General features: G+C 72.0%; 15 protein-coding genes and 3 tRNA genes. 4 read left to right on the top strand and 14 right to left on the bottom strand.

Translation table 11 applies throughout. The features are described 5' to 3' along the window. The first annotated feature begins 14 nt into the window (after positions 1-14). Positions 15-323, top strand: a complete 309-nt coding sequence (locus tag M3185_RS01645) for a hypothetical protein (protein ID WP_251331934.1) — start codon at positions 15-17, stop codon at positions 321-323. Here the strand turns inward: M3185_RS01645 and M3185_RS01650 are convergent. The 11 genes from M3185_RS01650 to metG all read right to left on the bottom strand — a co-directional run bounded on the left by M3185_RS01650 (position 247) and on the right by metG (position 9234). Further along, complete coding sequence (locus M3185_RS01650) at positions 247-1230, bottom strand: NAD(P)/FAD-dependent oxidoreductase (RefSeq protein ID WP_251331935.1); 984 nt, start codon at positions 1228-1230, stop codon at positions 247-249. The two genes, M3185_RS01645 and M3185_RS01650, sit on opposite strands and share 77 nt — an antisense overlap. Continuing rightward, a complete protein-coding gene (locus M3185_RS01655; RefSeq protein ID WP_251331936.1) occupies positions 1227-1595 on the bottom strand; it encodes a hypothetical protein in 369 nt (122 codons plus the stop codon). Before M3185_RS01655 ends, M3185_RS01650 begins: the two co-directional genes overlap by 4 nt. Positions 1596-1693: 98 nt before the next feature. Beyond that, on the bottom strand, positions 1694-2029 hold the full coding sequence (locus M3185_RS01660; protein WP_251331937.1) for a hypothetical protein: 336 nt from the start codon (positions 2027-2029) through the stop codon (positions 1694-1696). Positions 2030-2180: 151 nt separating this feature from the next. Continuing rightward, positions 2181-2256 (bottom strand) — tRNA-Glu (locus M3185_RS01665). A gap of 147 nt (positions 2257-2403) precedes the next feature. Further along, positions 2404-2479 (bottom strand) — tRNA-Glu (locus M3185_RS01670). 70 nt (positions 2480-2549) lie between these two features. Next, positions 2550-2621: transfer RNA gene (locus M3185_RS01675), tRNA-Gln, on the bottom strand. A 235-nt stretch (positions 2622-2856) separates the two neighbouring features. Beyond that, positions 2857-4371: a glutamate--tRNA ligase gene (gene gltX, locus M3185_RS01680; RefSeq protein WP_251331938.1), complete on the bottom strand. Its 1515-nt coding sequence runs from the start codon at positions 4369-4371 to the stop codon at positions 2857-2859. Between the two features lie 49 nt (positions 4372-4420). Continuing rightward, positions 4421-5194: a fumarylacetoacetate hydrolase family protein gene (locus M3185_RS01685; RefSeq protein ID WP_251331939.1), complete on the bottom strand. Its 774-nt coding sequence runs from the start codon at positions 5192-5194 to the stop codon at positions 4421-4423. A gap of 70 nt (positions 5195-5264) precedes the next feature. Then, on the bottom strand, positions 5265-6374 hold the full coding sequence (locus M3185_RS01690) for a branched-chain amino acid aminotransferase (RefSeq protein WP_251331940.1): 1110 nt from the start codon (positions 6372-6374) through the stop codon (positions 5265-5267). A gap of 137 nt (positions 6375-6511) precedes the next feature. Next, a complete protein-coding gene (locus M3185_RS01695) occupies positions 6512-7588 on the bottom strand; it encodes a 3-isopropylmalate dehydrogenase (protein ID WP_251331941.1) in 1077 nt (358 codons plus the stop codon). A gap of 83 nt (positions 7589-7671) precedes the next feature. After that, positions 7672-9234 (bottom strand): methionine--tRNA ligase, encoded by a 1563-nt coding sequence (gene metG, locus M3185_RS01700; protein WP_251331942.1) that lies wholly within the window; start codon positions 9232-9234, stop codon positions 7672-7674. An 86-nt stretch (positions 9235-9320) separates the two neighbouring features. Here metG and M3185_RS01705 point away from each other — a divergent pair, with 86 nt between their 5' ends. The 3 genes from M3185_RS01705 (at position 9321) to M3185_RS01715 (ending at position 12995) form a co-directional block, all read left to right on the top strand. Continuing rightward, entirely contained in the window at positions 9321-9989 is a 669-nt protein-coding gene (locus M3185_RS01705) for an AIM24 family protein (RefSeq protein ID WP_251331943.1), read from the top strand. 280 nt (positions 9990-10269) lie between these two features. Further along, the gene (locus tag M3185_RS01710; protein ID WP_251331944.1) at positions 10270-11904 is read left to right on the top strand and encodes an SLC13 family permease; all 1635 of its coding nucleotides are present in this window, start codon (positions 10270-10272) and stop codon (positions 11902-11904) included. A gap of 29 nt (positions 11905-11933) precedes the next feature. Then, positions 11934-12995 carry a tartrate dehydrogenase gene (locus M3185_RS01715; RefSeq protein WP_251331945.1) on the top strand — a complete coding sequence of 354 codons (1062 nt, stop codon included), beginning with the start codon at positions 11934-11936 and terminating at the stop codon, positions 12993-12995. An 88-nt stretch (positions 12996-13083) separates the two neighbouring features. On the opposite strand, the gene ilvC is transcribed toward M3185_RS01715, so the two are convergent. The 3 genes from ilvC to M3185_RS01730 all read right to left on the bottom strand — a co-directional run bounded on the left by ilvC (position 13084) and on the right by M3185_RS01730 (position 16620). After that, positions 13084-14109: a ketol-acid reductoisomerase gene (gene ilvC / locus M3185_RS01720; RefSeq protein ID WP_251331946.1), complete on the bottom strand. Its 1026-nt coding sequence runs from the start codon at positions 14107-14109 to the stop codon at positions 13084-13086. 106 nt (positions 14110-14215) lie between these two features. Continuing rightward, positions 14216-14725, bottom strand: a complete 510-nt coding sequence (gene ilvN, locus M3185_RS01725; RefSeq protein WP_251331947.1) for an acetolactate synthase small subunit — start codon at positions 14723-14725, stop codon at positions 14216-14218. A gap of 2 nt (positions 14726-14727) precedes the next feature. Beyond that, positions 14728-16620 (bottom strand): acetolactate synthase large subunit, encoded by a 1893-nt coding sequence (locus M3185_RS01730; RefSeq protein ID WP_251331948.1) that lies wholly within the window; start codon positions 16618-16620, stop codon positions 14728-14730. Positions 16621-16659 lie beyond the last annotated feature (39 nt).

Raw genomic sequence — 16659 nt, forward strand, 5'->3', positions numbered from 1 at the left:
CGGGCTTCCGGACCATGAGGTCACAGGACGACAACGGCGAGGAGACGACCGTGCGCGACGAGACACCGGACGACGGCGAGGGCTCGGCCCGGGCCCGGGTGCTGTGCCGCGCCGTGCGGCGGGCCGGGATCGCCCCCCGGGAGGTCTGGTTCCGCAGCTTCACGCTGGGCAGCGAGGTCGGCGAGCTGGAGGTCGACGCCTACCTCCACGGGTGCCTGCGGCTCCCGCCCTCGGACCAGGAGCTGCTCACCCGCGCGATCGCCCAGCTGCTCGGCGGTCGTCCACCGCACGGCGGAGGTCCTCGGCCATCAGATCGGTGTTGATGGCGGTGGCCGTCTTCAGCCCCGCCGCCGCGGCGGCGAGCACCTGCGCGTGCAGGTCCGTGACGTTGCCCGCCACGTAGACCCCGGGGACCTCGGTGCCGCCGGTGGGCGCGGAGGGAACGTAGGTCCCGTCCACGTGCCCGTCGCTGTGTTCCTCCTCGAGGTCCAGGCCCAGTGCCGCGACGACGTCCGAACGCACCGTGAAGCGCGGGACCACGACGACCGCACGGCACGGCACCCTCTCCCCCGAGGCCAGCCGCAGCCCGGTGATCCCGTCCTCGCCCGCCTCGACGGCCGCGACCCGCTCGGCGACCACCTCGATGTCCCGGGCGGCCAGCTGCTCCAGCGCCTCGTCGTCCGGCCAGGGGGCGGTGTGCTGCACCCACGTCACGTCGGCGCTCCACTGCCGGAACAGCAGGGCCTGCTGCACCGCCGAGGGAGCGGTCGCGAGGACAGCCATCGGCTGGTCCCGCCACTCCCAGCCGTGGCAGTAGGGGCAGTGGACGACGTCCTTGCCCCAGCGCTCGGCCACCCCGGGAACCTCCGGGAGCTCGTCCACCAGCCCGGACGTCAGCAGCAGCCGGCGCGCCGACACGGACCGGCCGTCCGCGAGCTCCACGCGGAAGCGGGGAGCCTCTTCGGAGCCGCTCAGGGCCTCGGCGGAGACCACCGTGCCGGACACGCACTCGCCGCCGTAGCGGGCGACCTCGGCGCGCCCGTCCTCGAGCAGTGCCTTCGGGGAGTTCCCGTCGCGCCCGAGGTAGTTGTGCATGTGCTCGGCCGGGTCGTTGCGCGGCGCCCCGGCGTCCACGACCAGCACGGTGCGCCGGGCCCGGGCGAGGCACAGGGCGCCGGCGAGGCCCGCGGGCCCTCCGCCGACCACGACGACGTCGTAGACCTCCCTCATCGCGCGCTCCGTCCGTCGGGCCGGCGCGCGGCGGCCCAGGCGGTGAGCCACCCCAGCTGCACGAGGCCGTCGAGGAGGTAGACGCGGCTGATCCGGCCCGTCCCGCCGTAGACGGCGTCCACGGCCCCCAGCGTGGCCGAGGTGCCCAGTCCGATCCGCCGCGCCTGTGCGAGCGCGTCGGCGGAGGCCCCCGCGGAGAGCTGGACGGCGCCGTTGCCCACGAGCAGGCCCGCCACCGTCCGCGCGAGCCACCGGTCGGCCTTCGGCCCGGAGACCGCTTCGAAGCTGCGCATGTGCACGAGCGGCCAGGCGCCGCTGAGGATGTTGAACGCGCCGTGGGCGCGGGCGAGTGATCTGGGGTGCATGGCCGTCCTGTCGGGGGATCGGAGGGGCGCGGGACCGGGCCTGCGCATGGTCGGGGGGCGTAGGGCCGGCTCAGCGGGGCTGGGTCGGCGGATCCGGGTCAGCGGGGCTGGGTCGGGTTGAAGGGAGTGCCGTGGGAGGGCGGGTTGATCGGCGGGCCGGAGGTCGCGGGCGAGACGGGCGATTCCTTCCCGCCCTGGGTGGCCTCCGGGGTCTCGGCGGACACACCGCTCGGCTCGGCGCCGGAGCGCAGCTCCTCGAGGCGGCGCTCGAGGAGCTGGACCACCGGCAGCCGGTTGCCGTGCGCACGCTCGTAGCGCAGCACCTGGTCGACTCCGGCCTCGTCGAGACCACGCACGTGCGTGGCGAGCACGCCCGTCGGCAGGTGGTCGTAGTCGGGAAGCGGGAGGTCGTCGTGCTGAGGGGTGTCGCTCACGTCAGCTCCTTTGCTCGTCGGCGACGGGGCCCGGCGCCGGTCCTGGACTGTCCTGCCACGCTAACAGGGGCGGAGCCAGGAAGTAAGGCTGCTTGTCGATGTGCGGAGGTGAAAGAAGCCCCCCGGACCGTGTGGTCCGGGGGGCTTCTCGTGGTGACCCCAGCGGGATTTGAACCCGCGTTACCGCCGTGAGAGGGCGGCGTACTAGGCCGCTATACGATGGGGCCCTGCCGTGCCGGTCCGCGGCTTCCCGCGACCGGCCTCGTACACTGTACCAGGTTCCGGGGGCGGATCCGAACTCCGCGGACCGCGGGGGGCGAGCACTCCGCACCCATGGAAGAAGCCCCCGGACCGTGTGGTCCGGGGGCTTCTCGTGGTGACCCCAGCGGGATTTGAACCCGCGTTACCGCCGTGAGAGGGCGGCGTACTAGGCCGCTATACGATGGGGCCGTGTCGCCCGGTGCCCCGGCGGGTGCCGGAGGAACCGATCGGTGCAGCTCCACCCGGAGGTGGAGCAGCGCTGGGATACCAGGACTCGAACCTAGAATGACGGTACCAGAAACCGTAGTGTTGCCAATTACACCATATCCCACTGTCGTCCCCGGCCCTGCGGTCTCCCGCACCGACCGGCGCAACGCAAAAGAACTATACCGGTCCCGGGGGCGGTCGGCAAATCGGGTCGTCCCCCACCGGCGGCGGTGCTCCACCGGCTGCCGGGCGGCGTCCCCTCCGGTGGCCGGCTCCGGGAGGGGGCGCCGCCCGGCGACGACGACGGCCCGGCCTCCCCGCGCAGGGGAGGCCGGGCCGTCGTCGGGCGGTGCCGGCGCTCAGCCGAGCTCGGCGGCCAGCGTCCGCAGGCGGGCGAGCGAGGAGTCCTTCCCGAGGATCTCCAGGGACTCGAACAGCGGCGGGGAGATCCGCCGGCCGGACACGGCGGTGCGCACGGGGCCGAAGGCCAGGCGCGGCTTGATGCCCAACCCGTCCACGATCGCCTCGCGCAGCGCGGTCTCCAGGGCCGGGGCGCTCCAGTCCTCGAGGGGCTCCAGGGCGCCCAGGGCGGCGCGCAGGACGTCGCCGGCGGAGTCCTTGAGCTGCTTGCGGGCGTCGTCGGCCACCTCGATCGCGTCGTCGGCCGCGAAGAGGAAGGACAGCAGCTCGGGGGCCTCCCCGAGCAGGTTCATCCGCTCCTGGACCAGCGGGGCCGCGCGGTCGAGGATGTCCTCCTCCCGCTCGTCGAGGCTCTCCCCCAGCACGCCCGCGGCCTGCAGGTACGGGACCAGCCGGTCGCGGAAGTCACGCGGGTCGAGCCTGCGGACGTGGGTGCCGTTGATGGCGGTCGCCTTCTTGAGGTCGAAGCGCGCCGGGTTGGCCAGGACGTGGCGCACGTCGAAGTTCGCGACGAGCTGCTCGACGGTGAAGACGTCCTCGTCCGCGGACAGGGACCAGCCGAGCAGGGCGAGGTAGTTGAGCAGGCCCTCGGCGATGAAGCCGCTGTCCCGCAGGTGGAAGAGGCTCGACTCCGGGTCCCGCTTGGACAGCTTCTTGTTGCCCTCCCCCATGACGTAGGGCAGGTGCCCGTACGCGGGGACGTACTGGGCGACGCCGATCTCCACGAGCACCCGGAACAGCGCGAGCTGCCGGGGCGTCGAGGAGAGGAGGTCCTCCCCGCGCAGCACCTGGGTGATCTCCATGAGGGCGTCGTCCACGGGGTTGGTGAGGGTGTAGAGCGGCTGGCCGTTGGCGCGCACCACCACGTAGTCCGGGACGGACCCGGCCTTGAAGACGATCTCCCCCCGGATCAGGTCCTCCACCACGATGTCCTCGTCCGGCATGCGGAAGCGCAGGACGGGCTCGCGGCCCTCCGCCCGGTACGCCGCCACCTGCTCCTCGGTGAGGTCGCGGTCGAAGTTGTCGTAGCCCAGCTTGGGGTCGCGCCCGGCCGCCCGGTGGCGGGCCTCGACCTCCTCGGGGGTGGACCAGGACTCGTAGACGGCGCCGTGCTCGAGCAGCTTCCGGGCGACGTCCCGGTACAGGTCCAGGCGCTGGGACTGCCGGTACGGCCCGTGGGGCCCGCCCGTCTCGACGCCCTCGTCCCAGTCGATGCCCAGCCAGCGCAGCGCCTCGAGCAGCTGCTGGTAGCTCTCCTCCGAGTCGCGCGCCGTGTCGGTGTCCTCCACGCGGAACACCATGGTGCCGCCGGTGTGGCGGGCGTGGGCCCAGTTGAACAGGGCGGTGCGGATCAGCCCGACGTGGGGCGTGCCCGTCGGGGACGGGCAGAAGCGCACGCGCACCGGGGTGGCGTCGGGGTCGGAGGCGGCCGGGGTGAGGGGCTCTGCAGTCATGGCTCTTTCGTGGAGTTCGTGGGTGTGGTGGGGTGTCGTGGGGTCCGGGTCAGCGGCGCAGGACGGTGGGCAGCACGCCGATGCCCTCGACCTCCACCTCGATGCGGTCGCCCTCGTCGACGATGCCGACGCCGGCCGGCGTGCCCGTGAGGATCACGTCGCCGGGCAGGAGGGTGAACGCCTGGGAGATGTAGGAGACGAGGAAGGGGACGTCGAAGACCATGTCCCGGGTGCTGCCGTCCTGTTTCGTCTCGCCGTTGACGCGGCTGCGCACGGCGAGCGCCGAGGTGTCGAGCTGGGTCTCGATCCAGGGCCCGAGCGGGCAGGCGCCGTCGAAGCCCTTGGCGCGGGCCCACTGCCCGTCCGTCCGCTGGACGTCGCGGCCGGTGAGGTCGTTGGCGCCGGTGTAGCCGAAGACGACCTCGGGCACCCGCTCCACGGGGACGTCCTTGCACATCCGCCCGATGACGACGGCGAGCTCGGCCTCGTAGGAGACCTCCTCGGTCCAGGAGGGCAGCGTCACGGGGTCGCCCGGCCCGGCGACGGCGGTGTTGGGCTTGAGGAACAGCAGCGGGGAGGTGGGCAGCTCGTTGCCCAGCTCGGCGGCGTGGTCGGCATAGTTGCGCCCGACGCACACGATCTTGGAGCGCGGGATCACGGGGGCCAGGAGGCGGACGTCGGCGAGGTCGTGGACCTGTTCGGTGGGGTGGATCCCGGTGTAGAAGGGGTCGCCCGCGAGGACGGTGAGGGTCTCCGCTCCCGGCCCGCCCTGCACCGCGCCGAAGTGGATCTCGTTGTCGACCGTGAACCTGGCAATACGCATGGGTCCAGGCTATCCCACGGTCCGCACGGCCCCGCGCGGCCCCGGGGCGGGGCCGCGCGGGGGGTGCGGCTCAGACGAGGCGGGTGAGCCAGCCGTGGGGGTCCTCGGCGCGGCCGGTCTGGATGTCCAGCAGCTGCTTGCGGATGTCCATGGTGACCTCGCCGGGACGGGCCCCCTCGTCGCCGATGGTCCCCTCGGTGGACAGGAGCCGGCCGATCGGGGTGATCACGGCGGCGGTGCCGCAGGCGAACGCCTCGGTGATCCGCCCGCTCTGCCAGCCCTCGCGCCACTCGTCCAGGGCGAAGCGGCGCTCCTCGACGGCCATTCCCCGGTCCTTGGCGAGCTGGATGATGGAGCTGCGGGTGACGCCCTCGAGGATGGTGCCGGTGAGCTCCGGGGTCACGAGCGTGCCGTCGTCGTAGACGAAGAAGACGTTCATCCCGCCCAGCTCCTCGACGGCGTCCCCGCGGTCGTGGTCCAGGAACATCACCTGCTGGCAGCCGTGGGTGTCGCCCTCGATCTGCGCGATAAGGGAGGCCGCGTAGTTCCCGCCGCACTTGGCGGCGCCGGTGCCGCCGCGGCCCGCGCGGGCCCAGTTGCGGGAGAGCCAGATGTCCACCGGCTTGACGGGGCCGCCGAAGTAGTTGCCCGCCGGGGAGGCGATCACCGAGTACAGCACCTGCCGGGACGGGCGCACGCCGAGGAACGCCTCCGTGGCGATCATGAAGGGGCGCAGGTAGAGGGACTCGCCCTCCCCGTCGGGGACCCACTGCTCGTCCACGGACACGAGCTCCCGGAGGGAGTCCAGGAACATCTCCTCGGGCAGCTCCGGCAGCGCCAGCCGGCGGGCGGAGCGGTTGAGCCGGGCGGCGTTGGCCTCGGGCCGGAAGGTCCACACGGACCCGTCCGCGTGCCGGTACGCCTTGAGCCCCTCGAAGATCTCCTGGCCGTAGTGGAGGACCGCGGCGGCCGGGTCCAGCACCAGCGGCCCGTACGGCTCGATCCGCGCGTCGCTCCAGCGGCCCGTGCCGGCGACGACGTCGCCGAACCAGTCGATCTTCACCATGTGGTCGGAGAAGTTCGTGCCGAAGCCCGGGTCGGCGAGGACGGCCGCCCTGACCTCCTCCGGGACGGGGTCCGGGTTGAGGTTGTGGGCGAAGGTGGTGGGCTGTGTGGTCACTGCGTCTCCCTGCGGGGTCGACCCCGTGGCGACCGGCACGCGGGGCGGGCGGATGGTTCGTGCTCCAGCCTATCCCCGCCGCACCGTGCGGCGCGGCGGGGACGCGGAGGGGCCCGGGGCGGCGGCCCGCCCGGGGCTCAGCGCAGGGCCGCGAGGACGCCGTCGCCGATCTGCGCCGTGGTGCGCTCCTCGTGGCCGTGCTCGGCGAGGTCCTGCTCCACGGCGGCCTCGACGCGGGCGGCGAGCTCGGGGTGGCCCAGGTGGTCGAGCATCATGGCGGCGGCCAGGATCGCGGCGACCGGGTTCGCCTTCTGCTGCCCCGCGATGTCGGGTGCCGAGCCGTGGACGGGCTCGAACATCGACGGGGCGGTGCGGTCGGCGTTGATGTTGCCGGCCGGGGCGAGGCCGATCCCGCCGCTGACGGCCCCGGCGAGGTCGGTGAGGATGTCGCCGAAGAGGTTGTCGGTGACGATGACGTCGAAGCGCGAGGGGTCGGTGGTGAGGAAGATCGTGGCGGCGTCCACGTGCAGGTAGTCGACGGCCACCTGCGGGTACTCCGCGCCGATCTCCTCGACGAGGCGGGCGTAGAGCCGCCCGGCGTTGACGAGCACGTTGTGCTTGTGCACCAGGGTCAGCTTCCGGCGCTCCCGCCGGGCGGCGAGCTCGAAGGCGTAGCGCACGAGCCGGCGCACCCCGTAGGCGGTGTTGAGGGAGACCTCGGTGGCGATCTCGGCGTCGGTGCCCGCGCGCAACCGCCCGCCGTTGCCGGCGTAGGGGCCCTCGGTGCCCTCGCGGACCACCACGAAGTCGATCTCCCCCGGCCGGGCCAGCGGGCTCGTGGTGCCCGGGAACAGCTTCGACGGGCGGAGGTTCACGAAGTGGTCCAGGCTGAAGCGCATCTTCAGCAGGACGTCGCGCTCGATGATCCCGGAGGGCACCCGCTGGTCGCCCGGGGCGGCGCCGACCGCGCCGAAGAGGATGGCGTCGCAGGCCCGCAGCTCCTCGAGCGTCTGCTCGGTGAGGGTCTCCCCCGTCTCGAGCCAGTGCTGGGCGCCGAGCCCGAACCGGCGCTTCTCCACGGTGAGACCGGCGCCGGAGGTCACGGCGTCGAGGACCTTCTCGGCCTCGGCCACGACCTCCGGGCCGATCCCGTCGCCGGGCACGACGGCGATGCTCAGGTGGGTGGGGGCTGCTGCGGGTGTCGAGTCGCTCATTCCGCCAGGATATGAGCGCCGTCACGGTCCTATCCACGCACCGGACGGACGTCTCACATCCCGGACAGCCGGGCGTGCCCGGCTCAGGCCTGCAGCACGGCGGGCTCCTCGTAGCGCGGGAAGACCGGCGCGGGCTTCGGCAGCTCGGTGCCCGCGGCGATGGGCGTGCCCAGCGCGGCGAACAGGCGGGCCTCTCCCTCGGGCTGGCCGAGGACGTCGAGCAGCCGGGCCGCGGAGCCGGGCATGACCGCCTGGACGAGGATGCCCACGACCCGCACGACCTCGAGCGTCACCCACAGGACCGTGGCCATGCGCTCGGGGTCGGTCCTGCGCAGCTTCCACGGCTCCATCGCGCTGAAGTACCGGTTGGTCTCGGCGACCACCTTCCAGACGAGCTCGAGCGCGCGGTGGAACTGCTGCTCGTCGAACTCGGCGCGCACCGGTGCGTAGAGCCCGGCCGCGGCGTCGAGCAGGGCGCGGTCCTCGGCGGTGAGCTCCCCCGGCGCGGGTACCCGGCCCTCGCAGTTCTTGGCGACCATGGACAGCGAGCGCTGGGCGAGGTTGCCGAGGTCGTTCGCGAGGTCGGAGTTGATCCGGTTGCGGATCCCGTCGTGGGAGTAGCTGCCGTCCTGGCCGAAGGGCACCTCGCGGAGCAGGAAGAAGCGCAGCGGGTCGAGGCCGTACTCGGCGACGAGGGCGTGCGGGTCGATGACGTTGCCCACGGACTTCGACATCTTCTCGCCCTGGTTGAACAGGAACCCGTGGGCGAAGACCCGCTTGGGCAGGGGCAGGCCGGCGGACATGAGGAACGCCGGCCAGTACACGGCGTGGAAGCGGGCGATGTCCTTGCCGATGACGTGGGCGTCGGCCGGCCAGTAGGTGCGGAACAGCTCGGAGCCGGTGTCCGGGAAGCCCGCGCCGGTGAGGTAGTTGGTCAGGGCGTCCACCCACACGTACATCACGTGGTCGGGGTTGCCGGGCACGGGCACGCCCCAGTCGAACGTGGTGCGGGAGATCGACAGGTCCTCCAGCCCGGAGCGCACGAACGAGGCGACCTCGTTGCGGCGGGTCTCGGGCAGGACGAAGCCCTCCTGCTCGTAGAGGGCCAGGAGCCGGTCCTGGTAGGCGGAGAGCCGGAAGAAGTAGGACTCCTCCTCGGTCCAGGTGACCTCCGTGCCGGTGCCGGTGGAGTAGCGGGCGCCGTCCTCGCGCAGCTCGGTCTCGTCCTCGGCGTAGTAGGCCTCGTCGCGCACCGAGTACCAGCCCGCGTACTTGCCGAGGTAGATGTCCCCGGCCTCCTCCATGCGCCGCCACAGCGCCGCGGACGCCGCGTAGTGGTCGTCGTCCGTGGTGCGGATGAACCGGTCGTAGGAGATGTTGAGGGCGTCGTCCATCTCCCGGAAGCGCGCCGCGTTGCGGTCCGCGAGCTGCCGGGCGGTGAGGCCCTCCTGCTCGGCGGTCTGCTGCATCTTCTGCCCGTGCTCGTCGGTGCCCGTCAGGAAGCGGACGTCGAAGCCGTCCAGCCGCTTGAACCGGGCCATGACGTCGGTCGCGATGGCCTCGTAGGCGTGCCCGATGTGCGGGGCGCCGTTGGGGTACGCAATGGCCGTGGTGATGTAGTACGGGGTGCGGTCGGAAGAAGTCACGGCGTCCACTCTACCGATCCCGCATTTGCCGTGGCCGCAGTGCCACGATGGGTGGGACAGCGTGCACCCGATCCCAGGAGGCCACCGTGCGCAGCGAGCTCTTCGCCCAGGACAACTTCGAACGCCAGAGCCACGAGCGGTGGACGCTCCAGTCGGAGCGCATGCTCCGGGTGGGGCTGGGCCCCGACGTCGTCGCCACCAAGGGGGCGATGGTCGCCTACCAGGGGCAGATGGGGTTCAGGCACGAGGGCTCCGGGTCCATCGGCAAGCTGATGAAGAAGGTCCTCACCAATGAGGACGCCCCCATGATGCGCGTCTCCGGCCAGGGCGAGGTGTTCTTCGCCCGGCAGGCCCGCAACGTCTTCACCGTGCTGCTCGAGGGCGAGGCCCTGACGGTCAGCAGCGACGCCCTGCTCGCCTTCGACGACACCCTGGGCTGGGACATCCGCCGGCTCCAGGGGGCCGGGCTGATGGCCGGCGGGCTGTTCAACCTGGAGCTGTCCGGCCACGGCATGCTGGCCCTGTGCGCCGACGGCGCCCCGATGATCCTCGACTGCTCGCAGCAGCCCACGTTCGTGGATCCGCAGGCCGCCGTGGCGTGGTCCGCGAACCTGGCCCCGGGGATCAAGAACGACCTGTCGATGGGCTCGCTGCTGCGCGGGGGCTCCGGCGAGGCGTTCCAGCTCGCCTTCCACGGCCCGGGCTTCGTCATCGTCCAGCCCTCCGAGGGCCTGCCCGTGGTGCGCCAGGCCTGAGCCGCCCGCCGGGCGGGCGCGCCCGGGCACGGACCCCCGAGCGCGTCACAATGGCACATTCCCCGGGGCCGCCGGAACGGTCCCGGACGACGGGCCCGCCCGCCGCGGTCCGGGCCGCGAGGGCGCCCGTGACCTGCGACGACGGGCGCCCGGCCACCTCCGCCCGAGCCGGTGCGACGATCCATCGGTTTTTCCTATCCGTGCAGTAGCCAACAAACCTTGGACGTGACGCAGCTCACAGGAGCATGGTTGTGCTATCCGACGAGGAAGGACCAGGACCGTGCAGATCCAGGAACCGGCGCCCTCGGGAGCGCCCAGCACACCCGCACCGCCTCGCACCGACGTGCGCGCGGCCCTGCTGGGGGGCAAGACGTTCCGCAGCCTCAGCGAGCAGACCCTGACCCCGCGGGAGGAGAAGTTCGAACGCGCCCGCCAGACCACCGGGCTCTTCCTCGCCCCGGCGGCGGCGATCCTGTTCGCGCTGCTGCCGCTGGACCTGGACCGTACCCAGCACCTGCTGGCCGCGGTGCTGCTGGGGGTGATCATCCTGTGGATCACCGAGCCGGTGCCCATCCCCGTGGGCGGGCTCATGGGCGTGGCCGCGATCGTGATCCTCGGGGTCGCCCCGGCCCCGGACGTGCTGGCCCCGTTCGGCTCCACCACGATCTTCACCTTCATCGGCGCCTTCATCCTCGCCGCGGCGATGCTCAAGCACGGCATCGCCCAGCGCCTGGCCTTCGCCGTGCTCTCCCTGCCCGGGGTGGGCAAGTCCACCTACCGCATCATCATCGCCTTCGGCGTGATCACCTGCCTGCTCTCGGCCTTCGTCTCCAACACCGCGACCGTGGCGATGCTCATGCCCACCGCCCTGGGCATCCTGGCGGTGATCGCCCAGATGATGCAGGACCGCGGGATCGTCAAGGCCGACTTCGACCCGCTGCGCCTGCGCGTGGGGGCGGCCCTGCTGCTGATGCTCGCCTACGGCGCCTCCGTCGGCGGGCTGCTCACCCCGGTGGGCTCGCCCCCGAACCTCATCGGGCGCGGGCTGATCGAGGAGGCCACCGGCACCCGGATCTCCTTCGCCCAGTGGATGGCCACCGCCTTCCCCATCTGCCTGGCCATGTTCGTGGTCCTGGCGGCGGTCATGTTCCTGCTCAACAAGCCCGAGGTGCGGCGGATCGAGGGCGTGGAGGAGTACATCCGCGAGCAGAAGGCCACCCAGGGCCCGATGTCGCGGGCGGAGGTCAACACCCTGACCGCCTTCGGGATCACCGTGACCCTGTGGCTGCTGCCGGCCGTGGCCAGCCTGATCGGCGGCACCGACTCGGCCGCCTACATCTTCCTCGACGACCGCCTCGACGAGGGCATCGTCGCCGTGCTCGGCGCCTCCCTGCTGTTCGTCCTGCCCACCAACTGGGCCAAGCGCGAGGCCACCCTGACCTGGTCGGACGCGGCGAAGATCGACTGGGGCACCATCATCCTCTTCGGCACCGGCATCATCTTCGGCTCCCTGCTCGCCGCCACCGGCCTGGCCGAGACCATCGGCACCGGCGCGGCCGAGAACCTGGCCATCACCAACGTCGTGGCGATCACCGTGTTCTCCGCGGTGCTGGCCATCCTCATCTCGGAGACCACCTCCAACACCGCCTCGGCGGCGGTGATCGTGCCCATCGTCATCCCGCTGTGCCAGGCCATCGGGGTCGACCCCTTCGTCCCGGCCCTCGCGGCCACGTTCGCGGCGTCCTTCGGGTTCATGCTCCCGGTCTCCACCCCGCAGAACGCCATCGTCTACGGCACCGGGGCCGTGCCCATCACCCGCATGATCCGCACCGGCATCGTCTTCGACATCCTCGGCGCGATCCTCATCATCACGATCATCCCCGTGATGATCAGTATCACCGGGATCAGCGGCTGAGGCCGGGAAGCGAGCAGGAGGAGCACCACGTGGAGAGCACACGCCGCTACACCGTCGACGTCATCGCCGGCGACGGCATCGGCCAGGAGGTCACCCCGGCGGCCATGCGTTGCGCCGACGCCGTCGCGCAGGCGCACGGGTTCCGGATCGACTGGCGCGAGCGCGACTGGGGCTCGGACCGGTACCGCGCGCACGGGCGGATGATGCCCGTGGACGGGCTGGAGACGCTGGCCACCGGGGACGCGATCCTGCTCGGTGCCGTGGGCGCCCCGGACATCGCCGACGAGGTGACGCTGTGGGGGCTGCTCATCCCGATCCGCCGCGAGTTCCTGCAGTACGTGAACCTGCGGCCCATCCGCATCCTGCCCGGGGTGGTCTCCCCCCTGCGCGGGGTGGACGAGCTGGACCTGGTCATCGTGCGCGAGAACGTCGAGGGCGAGTACTCCGAGGTCGGCGGCCGGCTCTACCGCGGCCGCCCCGAGGAGATGGCCGTCCAGGAGTCGGTGTTCACCCGGACCGGGGTCGCCCGCGTGGCCCGCTACGCGGCCGAGCTCGCCCGGACCCGCGGCGGGCGGCTCGTCTCGGCGACCAAGTCCAACGGCATCATCCACACGATGCCGTTCTGGGACGAGGTCGTGGCCGAGGTCGTGGCCGGGTACCCGCAGGTGCAGGTCGAGAAGGTGCTCATCGACGCGCTGGCCGCGCGCCTGGTGCTGAAGCCGCACAGCGTGGACGTGGTGGTGGCGTCCAACCTCTTCGGCGACATCCTCTCCGACCTCGTGGCGGGGGTCGCCGGGTCCATCGGGGTCGCCCCCAGCGCGAACCTGAACCCGGAGAAGGCCCACCCCTCCATGTTCGAGCCGGTCCACGGCTCCGCCCCCGACATCGCGGGACGGGGCGTCGCCAACCCCGTGGGCACGATGTGGGCGGCCGCCATGATGCTGGACCACCTCGGGGAGCCCGACGCGGCCCGCGCCCTGGAGGCGGCGTTCGAGCAGGCCATGGCCGCCGGCGTGCGCACCGCCGACCTGGGCGGGAGCGCCGGCACCGAGGAGTTCACGCGCGAGGTGCTGGCCCGCTGCACGGCCTGAGCACGCCCGGACACCGCCTGAGCACGACGACGCCGCGCCGCCCCCGGGAGGGGACGGCGCGGCGTCGTCGTGCGGGGAGCGCGGCCGGTCAGCGCGCCGCGGTGCCCTCGACGTAGTCCGCGTCGGGCGAGGTCCAGGCGAAGAGCCGGCGCAGCTCGCGGCCGGTGACCTCGATCGGGTGGGACTCCTCCTTCTCGCGCAGCTTCTTGAACTCGGCGCCGCCGTTGTCCTGGTCCTCGATGAAGCGCTTGGCGAAGGTGCCGTCCTGGATGTCGGCCAGCACGGCCTTCATGTTCTCCTTGACCGCGGGGCCGATCACGCGGGGACCGGAGACGTAGTCGCCGTACTCGGCGGTGTCCGAGATGGACCAGCGCTGCTTGGCGATGCCGCCCTCGACCATGAGGTCCACGATCAGCTTGAGCTCGTGGAGCACCTCGAAGTAGGCGATCTCCGGCTGGTAGCCGGCCTCGGTGAGGGTCTCGAAGCCGTACTGGACGAGGTGGGACATGCCGCCGCACAGCACGGCCTGCTCACCGAAGAGGTCGGACTCGGTCTCCTCGGTGAAGGTGGTCTTGATGACGCCGGCGCGGGTGCCGCCGATGGCCTTGGCGTAGGACAGGCCCAGCTCGAGAGCCTTGCCGGAGGCGTCCTTCTCCACGGCGACGAGGGCGGGCACGGCGCGGCCGGCCTCGAACTCGCGGCGCACGGTGTGGCCGGGGCCCTTGGGGGCGACCATGACGACGTCGACGCCCTCGGGGGCCTCGATGTAGCCGAAGCGGATGTTGAAGCCGTGGGCGAAGAAGAGGGCGTCGCCGTCCTGGAGGTTCGGGGCGATGGACTCGGCGTAGACGTGGCGCTGGACCTGGTCCGGCGTCAGGATCATGATGACGTCGGCCTCCTTGGCGGCGTCCTCGACGCTGAGGACCCGCAGGCCCTCGGCCTCGGCCTTGGCCTTGGAGCGGGAGCCCTCGGCCAGGCCGATCCGGACGTCGACGCCGGAGTCGCGCAGGTTCAGCGCGTGGGCGTGGCCCTGGGAGCCGTAGCCGATGACGGCGACGGAGCGGTCCTGGATGATCGAGAGGTCGGCGTCGTCGTCGTAGAAGATCTCTGCCATGGGGGTGTCTCCTTGCAGCGTGGATGGGCGCGGCGGTGGGACCGCCGCGGGAACGGTTCAGGGGTGTCGGCGGGCCGGCGCCCGCGGCCACCGCCGCCCGGGGGCGTCAGTGGCGCAGGGCGCGGTCGCTCATCGACTTCGGACCACGTCCGAGGGCCAGCGTACCGGCCCGGACGATCTCCCGGACGCCGAAGGGCTCCAGGACGTCCAGCAGCGCCCGGAGCTTGTCCGGGGCGCCGGTGGCCTCGATGACGAGCGACTCGGTGGAGACGTCGACAACGGTGGCACGGAACAGGTCTGCGGCTTGGGTGACCTGCAGACGGGTCGCGGCGTCGGCACGGACCTTGACCATGATGTGGTCACGCTGCACCGACGACTCGGGGGTGAGCTCGACGATCTTGAGGACGTTGATCAGCTTGTTCAGCTGCTTCGTGACCTGCTCGAGCAGCTCGCCCTCGGCCTCCACCACCACGGTGATGCGGGAGACGCCCTCGAGCTCCGTGGGTCCCACGGCGAGCGAGTCGATGTTGAAGGCGCGGCGGGCGAACAGCCCGGCCACGCGGGTCAGCACGCCCGGCTTGTCCTCGACGAGCACGGAGAGGGTGTGTCGGCTCATGGTCAGTCCTCCTCGTCCCAGTCGGGGGTCATGTTGCGGGCGATCTGGATCTGGTCGTTGGACACGCCGGAGGGGACCATGGGCCACACCATCGCGTCGGCGGAGACCACGAAGTCGATCACCACGGGGCGGTCGTTGATCGCGAGGGCCTGCTTGATGACGTCGTCCACGTCCTCGTCGCGGGTGCAGCGCAGGGCGGCGCACCCGTAGGCGTCGGCGAGCTTCACGAAGTCGGGGACCATGATGCTGTCGTGGCCGGTGTTCAGGTCGGTGTTGGAGTACCGGCCGTCGTAGAACAGCGTCTGCCACTGGCGCACCATGCCCAGCGAGGAGTTGTTGATCACCGCCACCTTGATGGGGATGTTGTTGATGACGCAGGTGGCGAGCTCCTGGTTGGTCATCTGGAAGCAGCCGTCGCCGTCGATCGCCCACACGGTGCGCTCGGGCTGGGAGACCTTGGCGCCCATCGCGGCCGGCACGGCGAAGCCCATGGTGCCCAGGCCGGCGGAGTTCAGCCACTGCCGGGGCCGCTCGTACTGCACGAAGTGCGAGCTCCACATCTGGTGCTGGCCCACGCCGGCGACGTACACGGCCTCGGGGCCGGTGAGGGCCGAGAGGCGCTCGACGACGTACTGCGGGGTGCCCAGCCCGTCGGCCGGCTTGGGGTAGCCGAGGGGGTAGGTGGCCCGGAGGCTGCTCAGGGTGGACCACCACGCGGAGAGGTCGGGGGTGCCGCTGCGCTCGAACTCCTGGTGCACCGCGGTCACGAGGTCGGGGATGATCTCCTTGACGTCGCCCACGATCGGGACGTCGGCGGTGCGGTTCTTCGAGATCTCCGCCGGGTCGATGTCCGCGTGGATCACCTGGGCGGTGGGGGCGAACGTCTCGAGGTGGCCGGTGACGCGGTCGTCGAAGCGCGCGCCCAGGGTGATCAGCAGGTCCGCCTGCTGCATCGAGTACACGGCGGGGACCGTGCCGTGCATGCCCGGCATGCCGAGGTTCTGCTCGTGGGAGTCGGGGAACACGCCGCGGGCGGTGAGGGTCGTGACGACCGGGGCCCCGGTCAGCTCGGCCAGCTCCATGAGCTCGGCCGCGGCGTCGGCGCGCATGGTCCCGCCGCCCACGTAGAGCACGGGGCGCTGCGCGGCGGCGATGAGCCGGGCGGCCTCGCGGATCTGCTTCGAGTGCCCGCGGGAGACGGGGCGGTAGCCGGGCAGGTCCATCCGCGGCGGCCAGGAGAACGTCATGGTGTCCTGCTGGGCGTCCTTGGCGATGTCCACGAGCACGGGGCCGGGCCGGCCGGTCGAGGCGAGGTGGAAGGCCTCGGCGAGCACGCGCGGGATGTCCTGGGCGCGGGTCACGAGGTAGGAGTGCTTGGTGATGGGCATCGTCATGCCGACGATGTCCGCCTCCTGGAAGGCGTCCGAGCCGATCACCTTGGACGAGACCTGGCCGGTGATCGCGACCATGGGGATGGAGTCCATGTGCGCGTCCGCGATCGCGGTGACGAGGTTGGTGGCGCCGGGCCCGGAGGTCGCGATGCACACCCCCACGCGGCCCGAGGCCAGCGCGTAGCCCTCGGCGGCGTGGCCGGCGCCCTGCTCGTGGCGGACCAGGATGTGGTTGATCCGGTCGGTGTCCATCAGCGGGTCGTAGGTCGGCAGGATGGCGCCGCCGGGCAGACCGAACACGTCGGTGACGCCGAGCTCCTCCAGCGACCGGATGACGGCCTGCGAGCCGGTCATCTGCATGGGCGGCACGGTGTTGCCGGGGCCGTGGACGACCGGGGCGGCCGGGACGACGTGCTCGGGGGCCCCCGGAGGCCGGTGGTCGGCGGCGGTGTCGACCCGCTTGGTGGCCATCAGCGCCGGGCTGATCGGCTGTCCCTTGCTCATGTCGCTGTCCTTCGTGGTCTCGATGGTTCCGTCTCGCCC

It is taken from the genome of Kocuria rosea (assembly GCF_023715525.1).
GTDB classification, from domain to species: Bacteria; Actinomycetota; Actinomycetes; order Actinomycetales; family Micrococcaceae; genus Kocuria; species Kocuria rosea_A.

What these genes read in the sequence shown, in the direction of transcription:
- M3185_RS01655 (WP_251331936.1), bottom strand. Translation starts at nt 1,595, where the DNA reads ATGCACCCCAGATCACTCGCCCGCGCCCACGGCGCGTTCAACATCCTC.
- M3185_RS01685 (WP_251331939.1), bottom strand. Translation starts at nt 5,194, where the DNA reads ATGCGTATTGCCAGGTTCACGGTCGACAACGAGATCCACTTCGGCGCG.
- M3185_RS01650 (WP_251331935.1), bottom strand. Translation starts at nt 1,230, where the DNA reads ATGAGGGAGGTCTACGACGTCGTCGTGGTCGGCGGAGGGCCCGCGGGC.
- M3185_RS01695 (WP_251331941.1), bottom strand. Translation starts at nt 7,588, where the DNA reads ATGAGCGACTCGACACCCGCAGCAGCCCCCACCCACCTGAGCATCGCC.
- gltX (WP_251331938.1), bottom strand. Translation starts at nt 4,371, where the DNA reads ATGACTGCAGAGCCCCTCACCCCGGCCGCCTCCGACCCCGACGCCACC.
- M3185_RS01645 (WP_251331934.1), top strand. Translation starts at nt 15, where the DNA reads ATGAGGTCACAGGACGACAACGGCGAGGAGACGACCGTGCGCGACGAG.
- ilvN (WP_251331947.1), bottom strand. Translation starts at nt 14,725, where the DNA reads ATGAGCCGACACACCCTCTCCGTGCTCGTCGAGGACAAGCCGGGCGTG.
- ilvC (WP_251331946.1), bottom strand. Translation starts at nt 14,109, where the DNA reads ATGGCAGAGATCTTCTACGACGACGACGCCGACCTCTCGATCATCCAG.
- M3185_RS01730 (WP_251331948.1), bottom strand. Translation starts at nt 16,620, where the DNA reads ATGAGCAAGGGACAGCCGATCAGCCCGGCGCTGATGGCCACCAAGCGG.